Consider the following 14,065-nt stretch of genomic DNA (forward strand, 5'->3'; position numbering starts at 1 on the left):
CGCCTTAATAGACGCGCTCTTTCGGCTCGATATACGACACTTCATCTGTAAGGGTGAAGTTATTGACCGGACGATAGGTCAGATCAACGCCATACCCTTTGTCCCAATCGACAGTCGCAATCGTGTGCTTCATCCAGACTTCGTCATCACGCTTCGGATAATCCTCGTGGGCATGTGCCCCGCGTGATTCGTGACGGGCCTCGGCGGAATTCATGGTTGCAGCAGCGCAGACCATGAGGTTTTCGAGTTCCATCGTTTCGACGAGATCGGAGTTCCAGATCAGCGAACGATCCGACACGGCAACATCAGGAAGCGTTGCTGCGGTCGCGGAAAGCTTTTCGACACCTTCCTTGAGAATCTCGGCAGTACGGAACACGCCGCAATTGCCCTGCATGACGCGCTGCATTTCCAGACGGATTTCGGCGGTCGGACGAGAACCCTTTGCCCAACGCAGACGGTCGAAACGTGCAATAGCCTCGTCGCCATCGGTGGTTTTGAGTTCCTTGTAGGATGCCTTGGCATCGACGACTTCGGCGGCGTGCAAGCCACATGCACGACCAAAAACAACAAGGTCGAGCAACGAGTTGGTGCCAAGACGGTTTGCACCGTGGACCGACACGCAGGCCGCTTCGCCGGCCGCCATCAGACCCGGAACGATTGCGTTCGGGTTATCCGCGGTCGGACGCAGGACTTCGCCCTTATAGTTGGTCGGAATGCCGCCCATGTTGTAATGAACCGTCGGCAGGACCGGGATCGGTTCCTTGGTCGCATCAACACCGGCAAAGATTTTTGCGGTTTCGGTAATACCCGGCAGACGTTCCCACAGCACTTCCGAACCAAGATGTTCAAGGTGCAGGTGGATGTATTCACCGTGTTCGCCAACACCGCGACCATCACGGATTTCCTGTGCCATACCGCGCGAAACGACGTCACGTGACGCAAGGTCCTTAACGGTCGGTGCGTAACGTTCCATGAAACGTTCGCCTTCGGAGTTGGTCAGATAACCGCCCTCGCCACGCGCACCTTCGGTGATCAGGCAGCCAGAACCGTAAATGCCGGTCGGGTGGAACTGAACGAATTCCATGTCCTGAAGACCAAGGCCTGCACGTGCGACCATGCCATGACCGTCACCGGTGCAGGTATGGGCCGAGGTGCAGCTAAAGAATGCGCGACCATAACCGCCCGACGCCAGAATGGTCATCTTGGCGTTGAAACGATGGATTTCACCGGTATCAAGATCCCAGGCGACCAGACCTTTGCACGACCCGTCGTCACCCATGATCAGATCAAGGGCGATATATTCGACAAAGAATTCGGCTTTGTGTTTCAGGCACTGCTGATACAGGGTGTGCAGCATGGCATGACCGGTACGGTCAGCCGCGGCACAGGCACGTTCGACCGGCGCTTTACCGTGGTCACGGGTATGACCACCGAACGGACGCTGATAGATTTTACCATCTTCGGTCCGCGAGAACGGCATGCCGTAATGTTCAAGTTCATGAACAGCCGGAACAGCGTTACGGCACATATATTCGATCGCGTCCTGGTCACCGAGCCAGTCGGAGCCCTTGACGGTGTCATACATATGCCACTGCCAGTGATCTTCGGACATGTTGCCAAGTGATGCACCAATGCCGCCCTGCGCCGCAACGGTGTGCGAGCGGGTCGGGAAGACCTTGGTGATACAGGCGGTTTTCAGTCCGGCTTCGACCGTACCAAGCGTCGCACGAAGACCGGCGCCGCCTGCGCCCATAACAACGACGTCGTAGTTATGGTCGATAATTTTATATGATTCGCTCATTGGTTCAGGCTCCGGCAAAAACGATACGCATGACCGACACGATGGCAGCAACCGACAGGAATGCGGCCACAGCCTTGATCAGGAACAGCGATACGATTTCTGCTTTACGGTTGTGCACATAATCCTCGATCACGACCTGAAGGCCGTGCGTGAAGTGCACAGAAACACTGATGATCATCAGGATCATCATGGTCGAATGGAAATACGAGCTCAGCCAATCACGGACTGCATCATAGTCGGCCGTATGGCCAGACAGGATCGATATGATGAACCAGATGCCGAGCGGAAGGTTTGCGACAGCGGTAACGCGCTGGGTCCACCAGTGCGACGAGCCACTTTTAGCAGAACCGAGGCCGCGAACACGGCCCAGATCGGATTGCATTTTCATGACAGGTTTGTCCCCTCTTGCCCGGCCTTAGGCCAGACCGATAATCCAGGTAAGAATGGTCAGCACGATTGCCGCGCCAAAGACGATCGGGTTGCCTTTTCTGGCGCCCTCATTCGTCAGGCCGCGACCGGTATCCCAGACAAGGTGCCGGACACCGTTGCAAGCATGGTAATAAAATGCCGCCGTCCAACCGAACAGCAGCAGCAGACCAAACCACGAGGTGAAAAATGCGTGATAGCCGTCAAATGCATCACGACCAGCGCCGGCACCAATCAGCCAGGACGCCAGAAATACGAAACCAATGGCAAGACCGACACCCATCGCACGGAACGAAATGGACATCTTGGCTGCCATCGGAAGCCGGTACACCTGCAAGTGCGGAGACAGCGGCCGATTGGCTTTGCTCATAGCGGATTTGCCTCTTCTCAAAGTAGCTGGCGGGAAAGCAGGGTTTATTTACCCATGCAACGGGTTTGAGTCAATCTAGACACCTTTGAAATCCAAAGAAATCCGCGATCAAATTCCGTTTTCGCCTCGGTTAAACTACGTAGTTGACCTCTCTTGTGCCGTCTACGACCCGCGGGAAGGGCCAAGGGTTTCCCCTTAATGCAGAAAACGGCGTAACGTGCATTTAGCAATCGCACAATTAGACCTTAATACGCAAGACTGCACCTGCCAGATTATCTGGGAATTAAAACGGTATAATCAAAGTCCAGAAGAACGCTGGAGTCATATTTTCCTTCTGCGTCACGTAACGGGAAGTCATATGCCTGCCGATCGCGCACCGCAACAAGACGCAAACGAAGCGCACCGATGTCTCGTCGCCCCGGAATTTCAAACTTGTCCAGAACCTCGGACCAGGCAAATACCGTATCGCCGGCAAAAGCCGGATTAGCATGCGCACCGGCATTAATCGCAGCAATACGAAAACCGTTGCCAAGCCCGTTAAAGGACAATGCACGTGCCAGTGAAATGATGTGCCCACCATAAATCAGCCGCTTGCCAAACCGCCCGGCACCTGCCGCAACCTGATCAAAGTGAACCTTGGCTGTATTCTGGTAAAGACGGGTTGCGATCTGGTGTTCGGCTTCTTCGATGGTCATGCCATCGATATGATCGATTTTTTCGCCAATCGCATATTCACCCCAACGATGGGATGCCCCGGACAGTTCAAAATCATAGGTCGACAGATCAAGGCTTTTGGGGATCTGCAATGCCTCTGGCGCAACGACGCCTGGCAATTCAGGAATGACTGTTTCAGGTGCCCGGGCACTTTCATCATGTTTGCGCACCATGACCCAGCGATTGTAATCCAGCACCATCTCGCCGCGCTGATTACGACCGATGGAATTGACGTAAACCACACCGCTCTTGCCGTTCGAGTTTTCCTTAAGCCCGATCACGGTCGATACCGTACTGACCGTATCGCCCGGATAGACCGGCGCACCAAACACGCCGCCCGCATAACCAAGATTGGCAACCGCATTCAACGACACATCTGGCACGGTTTTGCCAAATACCATATGAAACGCCAGAAAATCATCCACAGGCGCGCGATCAAACCCGATCCGCCGGGCAAATTCATCAGATGACTGCACCGCAAAACGGGAACCATAAAGCCCGGTATAAAGTGCGACATCACCGGTCGTGATCGTGCGCGGTGTTGCGTGGCGCATTTCCTGACCGATGCGGAAATCCTCAAAGTAATTTCCTGGATTTGTTTTCGATGCCATGGTGCCTCCCTGCATGTATGGCGCTTGGTCTGACAAAATGGAATGCCGATGCTTTTCGCGCTTTTTATCCAGCTATGTGCGGGGCTTAAACCGCGTCCATTTCCGCAATCTGATCGGCCATTGCGACCAGACGCTTGGCCGAAACCACATGCAAATTCTCGATCAGCTTGCCATCGACCACGACAACACCTTTGCCCTCTTGTGCCGCTTCCTCATGGGCGGCAATGATTTTGCGTGCCCAGGCAATCTCGCTTTCGGCTGGGGCGAATGCGGTATTAGCAGCCGCAATGGTTTTGGGATGGACCAGCGTTTTGCCATCAAATCCCATTTCACGCCCCTGCTTACAGGATGCGGCGAAGCCATCATCGTCCGAAAGATCAAGATGAACGCCGTCAAGGATCGCAAGGCCATAGGCACGGGCCGCCAGCAGGCAAAGGCCAAGACTTGTCATCATTGGCAAACGATCAGGCGTATGAGCGCAGTTCAGATCCTTCGCCAGATCGGATGTCCCCATCACAAAACCGCCAAGGCGCGGGTGGGCGCCTGCGATTTCCCTGGCATCAAGCATCGCAAGCGGCGTTTCCATCATGCACCAGATACGCATATCCGCATGCGCACCCTGCGCTTCCATGATGGTCGCAACCTGTCGGACCGTATCGGCACTTTCGACCTTTGGCAGCAAAATCGCGTCGGCCGATGTTTTAGCCGCAGCCACGATATCGGCATATCCCCACGGGGTGTTTAATCCGTTGGTCCTGATCTGGATTTCACGTTTTCCATAACCACCTTCTGCCAGCGCGGCAACGATCTGATCGCGGGCAACATCCTTTGCGTCGGGTGCCACAGCATCCTCAAGATCAAGGATCAGGCCATCAGCAGGCAGACTGCGCCCCTTTTCCAGTGCCCGGGCGTTTGAACCCGGCATATATAAAACGGAACGACGCGGACGGGCAGTAACAGCCACAGGACACCTCCACAAAACGTAATTTTTGTACAACACTTAATAATAATCTTTATGAAAATTACCCAAACTCAAAATACGCTTCAAGTCACTTTTGCAGTGCGATATCGGGAACGGGCTGCGGCTTATTATTTAACAATCAGTACTTGCTGATCTTGCGATGATAAAGATAATAGCATTAGAGGGGACTACTACGCACAATAATTGAATCCAGGGGTCAGAATGAAATCGCAACCTGCTAAGGCGTTGGTAGCCGCTTTATGCGCCACCAGCCTTTTAAGTGGTTGCGTTACCAACGGCGGTAACGGCAACTTTCTGAGCACTACGCCCGGGGCAAATGGCGAATGTGAATATAACGAAGCAGCCTATGTAATCGGCGGAGCATTGCTGGGCATCGGTATCGGTCTACTTGCGGGTGGTGACAACAGAGGGGTCGCAACAGTAGCCGGGGGAGCCGCTGGCGGACTCATTGGCAAAGGACTGCAATCGTACCTTCAGAACAGATGCAAAGAACTTGCGGCTGTTAAAAAGCAAATGAAAGAAAGTGATCTCAATGTTCAGGCAGTGAACGCACCTGCACCAAGCAGCTGGGTTAACCCGGACGCATCGTCACCAAAAGAAGGCGAACAAGGCATCATCGTTACTGTTTCTAATGCAATGATGTTTGCCAGCGGCTCATCTGTACCAACAAAGTCTGCCGCTGCTGATCTGCAACAATTGGCAAAGACCTATGCAGGCAAGAACCGAAAGGTTTTGATTATTGGGCACACGGACTCGTCCGGCCCCGAACAGCTGAATCGGACCCTTTCGGAAAAACGCGCACGCGAAGTTGCCAAAATCTTTGAAAGCTCCGGGGTCGGCCTGGCTGATCTGTATTACAAGGGTGCCGGCGCAGATCGCCCGATCGCAACCAACCTCACCGCAGAAGGGCGCACTGCAAACCGCCGGGTTGAGGTCGTCGAACTTGGAACGGAAGAGGGCATCATCGCCTATGATAATTTTGTTGAAAGTGATCCAACTCTTCCCACTCGCGTTGTAAAATCGCAAGATTCACCTGATATTCCCCGGCCTCCTCAAACGTCCAAACCAGCGACGGAAAACAAACCCGAACTCCCCACCAAAACGATACCAACAGTCGCCTCCTTGAAATCTGGCAGCTCAATCGATTTCGGCGGCCTGCCCATTGATAAGTTCGATCAGAACGTGGCTGCTAATGTGGAGAAAAGCCAAGAAGAAAAATCTCTTTTTTCTAATTTGTGGCCGGTCTCTGAAGCAAAAGCCTCCAACGAGGCCGACATGATGCTTGGAACGACTTGCATTAATGACAGTTATAGACCAGTTGGAAGCATCATGTCTCTGGACGGAGACATGCCGGTTCATCGCACATCGGATTATATTCCCGGACTTTACTCGACCTCATGGCATGACACTGTTAACGGGCATCTTATTGGCCTGACCAAGGTGGCTGTCTTGGAAGATAGCGGCCTTGTCGAGAAAGCGCCCGGTCTCTTTGTCTTTGAAAATTACAAGAAAGGGGACCAAGCACCGACCCTTAGCGCCGAAGGCTCTGCAAGGTCCTATATCGGCGCGAACGGCGTGGTCTATCGCGTATTCTTTGACGAAGGTGCATGGCCGGTCAGATGTATCGATACCTTCTTCCCGCGAAATGTGGCTCAACAAGGCCTCGCGCAAGCTCGGGTATATTACGACAAAGATAGCAAAGTCTTTGCAAACGAGATGCACTTGAAAATCGCCAAAAGCACGGAACAATAAAATGGATGAACTTTACGCATTCTTGCTGTTATATCGTGCCATCATTGGCGCAGCTGTCCTTACCGCAATCTTTGTCATTCTTGTCATTGCTTGGTGGGATGAAGTAAAACTGTTTTTCAAGAGCGCTCTCTACAGCTTACCCCTGATCGGTAAGACGCGTCGCTTATCAAAGGATATCTCGGTACGCAGAGATGGCTGGTTTGCATCCGAACGTACTCTTTGTGATGACTTTGCTGGTGACATCCGGCGAATTGCCGCAGATCCCGAAATGTATGACCGCTCCAAAAGCTATCTGGGGAAAGTACAAGAACTGGGCAGGAACGAACTGGGCATCCTCATGCGTGTTCTCCTGATCGCAATGGTATTTGTCGAAGCCCTCGGTTTTGCGTATGTGCTTGCCGGATACACGCTGCCCGGAGCGAGTGAACAGTTACAGGTTCAGGGATCTTTCTTTATCGCCTTTCTCATTTCCTGCGTGTTGGTGTTTCTTACCCACCAATCAGGTCAGGAACTTCACAAGCGAGGCCTGATCAAGAAAATTCGGACCTGGTGGATCCATGACAATGCGGAAGACCGCCCTAATCTTCTGGGTCGCACAAACAAGGTCACACTTGAGAACGATCAGGTGGATGATAACGATCCCGCCTATATGCAAATTCTGCATCGCGTTGACACTAATGCACATGTTACGCCCGGCGCTCCAATGTGGACCATCATCGCCGCGATCGCCATTATCGGTGTCGCAATTGGAGCGACATATGTGCGCTATGAGACCTATCAACAGGAAAAAACTGCGGAAACCATTGGCGCGAACACCTCGCCAAACAATTCCCTTTTCTCGCTTGAAGGCCTAGCGTCTGAAGGGCTTCCTGATGTTTTGACCGAGCCGCAGACAGAAGCCAATAATCAAGCGCACAATGAGCAAGAGGGTGCGCGTGACGCTGCCAACTTGACGACCTATGCCATTTTGGCGACCCTCTTTATCCTTATTCAAATCATGGGTATTGGCATCGGTTATAAAACCGGATTTGCAGGTAAAGAAAGCTCGACCGCACGGCGCATCATTCGCAATTTCCCAAGCAGAACATCTTACGAAGCCTGGTACGAACGCAAACGTGATGCAATTGCGCGGGTCGCGCAAAAACACCTTTCAAACTTGCAGGCACGACTGACCGAGAACGCAACTTCCAATGGTGTAGATAAAACGCATAGAGAAGTTATACAACATTCAGCTGACCGCACCTTTATCGAGCATTACGAACAAACGGAAATCAAGGCAGAGCAATCTCGCCAAAACAGCGAAGCTCGAAAACTTTCGCGTACTGTGGAAAGCAAACTCCAACCATCGGAAAGCATCAAAACGACCTCCGCGCCAGATCCTGTAAACCAGGGCAAGACAGCAGCGGAGAGTCCGGAAGAAATGGAAGCACGCATTCGCAGGGAATTGCTTGCCGAAAAAGAGGCAAAAGAAAAGCATGTCGAAACCGAAGACGAAATGCGTGAACGCATGCGTAAGGAGCTCGGACTTGGATCTTAAACGTTTAGCTCCGAGAACTACACAAAACTTCGGGCCACTTTTTGCCGTCGCAATACTAGTTGGAGCGTTGATTTTTTGGTTCGACCAAAAGACGGCAAATGCCACAACCGCAAAAATCGGCAGTTGCTATCAATTGGTCACACTGGGGGATATTAATCCCCCGGCTGCATCACGCGACTTATATGTACTTGTCGACCAGACAATGACTCTTCCCAAAAAACTCCAAGAAGAAACATATCGAAAAATTATCGAGTTTTTACGCCCAGGGGATGTCATACAGATTATCGGATTTTCTGCAAATGCTGCTGGTTTCTATACTGAGGTCATTCTCAAAGGCATTATAGATAACCGCTTAGGCGATGACATTCGCTATTCCGTCTCCAAGAAAGTTCTGCACCAACTCGATCAGTGCTATCAAGCTCAGGATACCCAAGTGCGTCAATATACCGGACGCGCCTTAATCCACGCATTTTCCCAAGCAACAACAGAACTCCCCAAAACAGAAATTGTTTCCAACCTTGCGGTTGTTGCAAAGGACATTATCGCCAAGTCGGAAACACCTGAAAAATATGTACTGATCGTTTCAGACATGATGGAAAACTCGGACCTCATGTCCCTGTATGGCAATGGCAAGCTCGAAAACCTGCCCATCGATCAGGAAATCAAAAAACTGGGCGAAAAGCTGGCATTTGAAGATATGAGCAACGCCAAAGTATATGTCATTGGCGGAGGCTATCTTGACAATGGCAATTACAGATCATCCTTGGAATTGAAAGCGCTGGAGCATTTCTGGGCAAGCTACTTTGAGCATTCCAATGCTGAACTCAAGCAGTTTGGCACCCCTTCATTGCTGAGCGGAATTGGAAACTAGATCTTCGCTAAAAGACGGATGACCAGAAATGGTCACCGTCTTTTTCACCCAGAACCGTCACCGTCGCACTGCGCCCCGCAACCAGCCGGACATTTTCAGGGACGTTATCAAGCGAAACCCGCACCGGTACACGTTGCGCCAGACGGACCCAGCTAAAGGTCGGTTTGACATTTGCAAGGTTCCCCCCTGCGCCCGACCGTTCACTATCCTGAATACCACCTGCGATGCTGACAACATGGCCGTAAATAGCGTTATCTTCACCCATCAGACGGACTTCGACCTGATCGCCGATTGCGATACGCGGCAGTTTGGTTTCTTCGAAATAACCCGCCACATAAAATGACTGGCTATCGACCAGGGCTGCAATCGCCTGCCCTGCACCAACATAGTTCCCCCGACGTAACGAGAAATTCGTCAGGATGCCATCAACCGGGGCAACAACCTTGGTGCGTGCCAGATTCAAAACGGCAAGATCAAGATCGGCCTTGGCCAGATCCATATCTGCCTGTGCGGTCGCGAGATTGGTTGCAACCTGTTCTTTTTTCTGGCGCGAAACAACGTCGCTATCAAGCCCCCGGTAGCGTTTCACTTCACGCTTGGCCTGATCACGTGCGGCAATGGCACTTTCAAGTTTTGCCTGTGCCTGATCAACGGCCACCTGATACCGGGCTGGATCAATGGAAAACAGCAAATCCCCGGCATGAACAATCTGGTTGTCGGTAACGTTTACCTCATTGACCAGCCCGGCGATGTCCGGCGCAATTGCCACAACGTCGGCACTGACCCGCCCATCCCGGGTCCAAGGAGAATTCATGTAGTAATCATAAAGCTGATAACCGCCAGCAGATGCCGCCAGAACAAGAACAAGCGTCACCAGAACGCGAAGGAAATTGGCAAAAGTCGGTTTCATATCGTCACCTATTGAACAAACAGAGCCGAAAGTGCCGTCAGGATCAGCACGAACAGGGCCAGATCCGTTAAAGCGGGATGCGCGGTTATCTTGTAAAAACCGATCCGCGCAAGGCCGACATGCAGCACTTTCAGGCAGAACCAGGCGCCAAGCGCCATTATCAGAAAGGCGGGTACAAACACGCCGTAAACATCGATCATCGGATTGATCATGCGGTTTCTCCGATCAGGGGTGGCAGATCGGAGACGAATGCCTTATCTGCCCGGCGATCCAGCACCGGTGCGCCCGCGCGGCATAAGGCACGGCGCAGCGCAATCAGCGGGATCAGCAATTTAGCGCGAAGCGGTGTGGGTGAAATTGCCACGACTTCACGCAGAATATTATCGACTTCATCAAGGATCACAGGATCGGGCAGTGCGCCAAAATCTCGACGGCGATTGTCAAAATGACGCGCCATGTTTCGCAAAACCACATCCAGTTTGGTCGCGATCCTTTGATCCGCCAGCGCCTTGAAACGATGCAGGTCATAAATGCTGGCAGCAATCGAGACCTCCGGCATTGAGCGGATCAAAGTATCGCGATGGTCTGGTGCCAATGCCAATCTTGGCAAAATCAAACCCTGCCGATCCAGTAAACGGCGGATCATGACCATGCGCGGCAAACGGAGCGTCCCGCGCGCAATAGCACTAATGTCGCGCCAGTTTGACATCACCAGCCGCCGAATGCTGGCATCGACTGTCACGCTGCGCACAAAGGCCGTAACAAGTGCCGCGACAGCAAAACCGGCAAGCGATGCCAGACCGCTATCGAGCAGGGTGGCAAAGTCGCTGCTGTAACTGGTATCGACATTCAGGATCATCACGACATTGACCAGCATCGCCAGACCAAACCCGTATGTCTGCGGGGAAGTCATCAACACCCCCATCAGAAGGAAATAGGGTGCAAACGCCACAACAAGAAGCGGGAAGCCATCAATGCCAGGCAGAATCGCAAGGCTGTAGATAATCACGACAACAATTGCCATCGCGGTATAACGGATGAAGCCCTTCAAGGCCGGAACCGGATTATCAAGGAACGACATGATACTGGCACCGACTGCTGCCATCATCGCCGCCGTCCCACCCGCAGGCCATGCCGTCATGATCCAGAAACCGCATACAAGCAAGGTTGCAATCACCGCCGTCATACCGGACCGGAACGCAACACCGTAATCGCGATGTAAAGCCCGCTCCTGCGCGCTATCACGCCAGCGATCCACGACGTCGGCTGGAACATTGTCGACACGCAACCCATCCCACAACTGGCAGCAATCGGAATAAAAATTCAAAAGCCGATGCAGACGATTACAAAGATTAAGCTGCAACAGACCATCCCATTCCGATGCATTCGAAAACTCGGCACCATATGCGGCAATTCGCGCATGAAGCGCCTGCGCTGACGAACCATCGTAGTGGCCGGTTGCCATATGGATCGCCACATCATCAAGAATGGCCCGCAAATCTTTGGGGATGCTCCCACTGTAATCGACAAGCGCGGTTATTCTGTCATGAACGGCGAAAAACACAGGCAGAAGAGCGGCTATCGCGCTTTGCAGGGCTTGCAATTGGCGGGTTCGCCCAGCAAATCGGGACTTTTCATATCCCAGATGAACAGAAAGCCCGTGCAATTCACCAATATCTGCCGCGATGCGTGTCCGGTCCTGATGCAATTTTTCAGGATCAGAACCAGCATCAAAGCTTAGCTTTGCCAGGTCGGCAATATCGCCCATCCAGCCATCAATCCGTGCCACGACGACCGGGCCGACATGGCGTGGGAAAATGATATGACTGACCAGTGTGGCACAAATGATGCCGAGCGAAATTTCCTGGACGCGCGCAACGGCCGTATCAAAAATAATCCCGGGGTCCGTTACGCACGGAAAACCGACAATCGCCGCGGTATAGCCCGCCAGCATGAAAAGGTAGCTTTTGGGCGTCCGGTCCAGTCGGGAAAGATAAAGGCAGCCCCCAACCCAAAGTGCGAGCGCAAGCGATAGCAAAACCGGCGCATTCACAAGATTGGGCACCATTACAATCGCCGCAACCGCCCCAATGATCGTTCCGATCACACGATAAAGTGCCTTGGACGCCAGAACACCGGACAAAGGATGGGCAACGATATAGACCGTTGCCATCGCCCAGACAGGCCGATCAAGATCAAAGGCCAGCGCAATGAACAATGCAAGAACCGCCGCGGCAAACGTTTTTGCCGAAAACAGCCAGTCAGCACCTTTGGGACGCAGGGCAAGAATATTTGCAAACATCTTATTCCCCGCACCCTAAGCGTCGCCACCGCGTTGCGCCAGTTTGCCAAGCAATTGCTGCATGACATCAAGAGTGGTCGCAAGACTTTCGGGGTCGATATCGGCCGTGAGTTCGTTGCGGATATCGGCAAGAATGATCTCGATCTCGGCGGCTTTGTCTTTACCTGCTGCCGTTAGCGCAACCATTTTGGCGCGCCGGTCGCTCAGATCGCAAACACGCGAAATAAGTCCGTCGCGTTCCAGCGCATCAATAACCCGCACAAGAGACGGACCTTCGACGCCGATTTCATCCGCAATCAAACCCTGCCGTACGGGACCGGCAGCCCGATTGAGAACAATCAGGGGCATCACCATGGTTTGAGACAAGCCGTGCGATTGCAATGTGCTGTCGATCTCGCGACGCCAGCAACGCGCGACGCGCATCAACGTGCTTCCAAGACTCAGATAAGGGGTATCAAGATCATTGTTTTCCATGACGCAAAGCATAACAGAGAAATTAGATAGGATTCTAACTATTATAATCCTATCAGTTATGCGCTGTAAGCATAAATATCCTCCCGCATGCTCGCGATGAACAATTAATCGATTAGTTTCAATTATTTAAATTGCACTGATCTATTGCGCCTTGCCAAACAGGCCCGACAACAGCAGGCCCGTTACAGGTAGCACCTCGTTCAACGCGCGCCCATTGGACAAGAAAACAATCGCGACATCCTGTTTGGGGAACCACGAAAATTCCGCAGAATAACCGAAATAAACCCCGTCATGCCCCCAAACAGGTCCCCAATCGGTTTTGCCGATCATCATGCCATAGCCATAGGAACCTTCGCCGGCGAATAATGTATCCGTCGTGGCCCGCTCCAGCGCGTTCGCGCCCAGCAAAATACCATCCGCAAACAGCGCCCGGCCAAATTTCAAAAGATCTTCTGCGGTTGAAATCACCCCGCCATCTGAAAGCTGATCGCCGACATCAAAATCGGTCACATCCTCAAGCTTGCCATCCCCATTGGCGTCATCAAAGCCGCGCGCAAGATCATCGGGGCGCGGATACCGGCCAAAGGATGTATTGCGCATTTCGGCTGGCTCAAAAATCCGTCGATTGAACACCGCTTCGATGTGATCGCCTTCGACCTGTTCTATCAGGACACCCAGCAGGATATAGTTGCTGTTGGACGGGTTATATTGGGTACCGGGTTTGAAATGTGCTTCACGGCCCGCAATCAGCGGCAGCAATTCGCGATTACGCCAGCCGTGCTGGGGATCGCGCCCGACCAGCTCAAAGAAAAATTCCCCATCCAGATAATCGGGAATGCCTGAACTATTGCGCAAAAGATCACGAACGGTCGCAACATTGGCATTGGCAATCTTGTCGCGGAATTCCGCAGGAAGCCATTTGGCAATCGGATCGGAAAGGTCGATGCGCTTTTCAGATGCCAACTGCAACACAACCACCGCAGTCATCATTTTGGTCAGTGACCCGATATAGAATTGCCTGTCCTGGGTCATGCCCTTGTCGGGATTTACCGCTGCATACCCGGTTGCGGCAAAGCGCATCTGACCGTCACCATAACCAATGCCGATTACTGCACCCGGCAAACCGGCCTGCTCGACATATTGCCGCAAAAATTTGACAAGCGGATCATCGGGCTCGTTTTTTTCCTCGGCATATGCCGCCGACGGCACCGATACTGCGACAAGCAGCAGAAATAATACCGGCACCAAAAGCCGCCAAAACCCTGAAGTCACGACTTTGTCCCCACAAAACGTCAAATTTGGTGCCAGCATTGAT

The 14,065-nt window shown here is 52.6% G+C and carries 13 protein-coding genes; 3 read left to right on the forward strand and 10 right to left on the reverse strand.

The genetic code is table 11. The features are described from left to right. Positions 1-4 precede the first annotated feature (4 nt). The 5 genes from sdhA to ABIE64_RS04975 form a co-directional block, all read right to left on the reverse strand. Complete coding sequence (gene sdhA, locus ABIE64_RS04955) at positions 5-1,801, reverse strand: succinate dehydrogenase flavoprotein subunit (protein ID WP_063092547.1); 1,797 nt, start codon at positions 1,799-1,801, stop codon at positions 5-7. Between the two features lie 4 nt (positions 1,802-1,805). Next, complete coding sequence (gene sdhD / locus ABIE64_RS04960; RefSeq protein ID WP_007088830.1) at positions 1,806-2,189, reverse strand: succinate dehydrogenase, hydrophobic membrane anchor protein; 384 nt, start codon at positions 2,187-2,189, stop codon at positions 1,806-1,808. Positions 2,190-2,216: 27 nt separating this feature from the next. Further along, positions 2,217-2,597, reverse strand: coding sequence for a succinate dehydrogenase, cytochrome b556 subunit (gene sdhC / locus ABIE64_RS04965; protein ID WP_007088829.1), 381 nt, complete (start codon positions 2,595-2,597; stop codon positions 2,217-2,219). Positions 2,598-2,869: 272 nt separating this feature from the next. Beyond that, complete coding sequence (locus ABIE64_RS04970; protein ID WP_354376800.1) at positions 2,870-3,922, reverse strand: MaoC family dehydratase; 1,053 nt, start codon at positions 3,920-3,922, stop codon at positions 2,870-2,872. Between the two features lie 85 nt (positions 3,923-4,007). Then, entirely contained in the window at positions 4,008-4,886 is an 879-nt protein-coding gene (locus ABIE64_RS04975) for an HpcH/HpaI aldolase/citrate lyase family protein (protein WP_354376801.1), read from the reverse strand. Positions 4,887-5,105: 219 nt separating this feature from the next. On the opposite strand from ABIE64_RS04975, the gene ABIE64_RS04980 reads away from it, so the two are divergent. The 3 genes from ABIE64_RS04980 to ABIE64_RS04990 are packed head-to-tail and all read left to right on the forward strand — an operon-like array spanning position 5,106 to position 9,064. After that, a complete protein-coding gene (locus tag ABIE64_RS04980; protein WP_037987638.1) occupies positions 5,106-6,656 on the forward strand; it encodes an OmpA family protein in 1,551 nt (516 codons plus the stop codon). Position 6,657: 1 nt separating this feature from the next. After that, positions 6,658-8,193, forward strand: a complete 1,536-nt coding sequence (locus ABIE64_RS04985; RefSeq protein WP_037987637.1) for a hypothetical protein — start codon at positions 6,658-6,660, stop codon at positions 8,191-8,193. Then, entirely contained in the window at positions 8,183-9,064 is an 882-nt protein-coding gene (locus tag ABIE64_RS04990) for a hypothetical protein (RefSeq protein WP_156962629.1), read from the forward strand. The genes ABIE64_RS04985 and ABIE64_RS04990 overlap by 11 nt, the downstream gene beginning before the upstream one ends. Before the next feature lie 7 nt (positions 9,065-9,071). Here the strand turns inward: ABIE64_RS04990 and ABIE64_RS04995 are convergent, their stop codons facing one another. From ABIE64_RS04995 to ABIE64_RS05015, 5 genes are all read right to left on the reverse strand, one after another. Further along, positions 9,072-9,974: an efflux RND transporter periplasmic adaptor subunit gene (locus ABIE64_RS04995; RefSeq protein ID WP_037987635.1), complete on the reverse strand. Its 903-nt coding sequence runs from the start codon at positions 9,972-9,974 to the stop codon at positions 9,072-9,074. A gap of 8 nt (positions 9,975-9,982) precedes the next feature. After that, entirely contained in the window at positions 9,983-10,186 is a 204-nt protein-coding gene (locus tag ABIE64_RS05000; protein WP_007088825.1) for a DUF1656 domain-containing protein, read from the reverse strand. Next, a complete protein-coding gene (locus ABIE64_RS05005; protein WP_354376802.1) occupies positions 10,183-12,276 on the reverse strand; it encodes an FUSC family protein in 2,094 nt (697 codons plus the stop codon). Before ABIE64_RS05005 ends, ABIE64_RS05000 begins: the two co-directional genes overlap by 4 nt. Before the next feature lie 15 nt (positions 12,277-12,291). Beyond that, the gene (locus ABIE64_RS05010; protein ID WP_354376803.1) at positions 12,292-12,750 is read right to left on the reverse strand and encodes a MarR family winged helix-turn-helix transcriptional regulator; all 459 of its coding nucleotides are present in this window, start codon (positions 12,748-12,750) and stop codon (positions 12,292-12,294) included. A 141-nt stretch (positions 12,751-12,891) separates the two neighbouring features. Further along, on the reverse strand, positions 12,892-14,022 hold the full coding sequence (locus ABIE64_RS05015) for a serine hydrolase domain-containing protein (protein ID WP_354376804.1): 1,131 nt from the start codon (positions 14,020-14,022) through the stop codon (positions 12,892-12,894). Positions 14,023-14,065 lie beyond the last annotated feature (43 nt).

The organism is Thalassospira sp. MBR-102, assembly GCF_040549275.1.
Taxonomy (GTDB): Bacteria; Pseudomonadota; Alphaproteobacteria; order Rhodospirillales; family Thalassospiraceae; genus Thalassospira; species Thalassospira xiamenensis.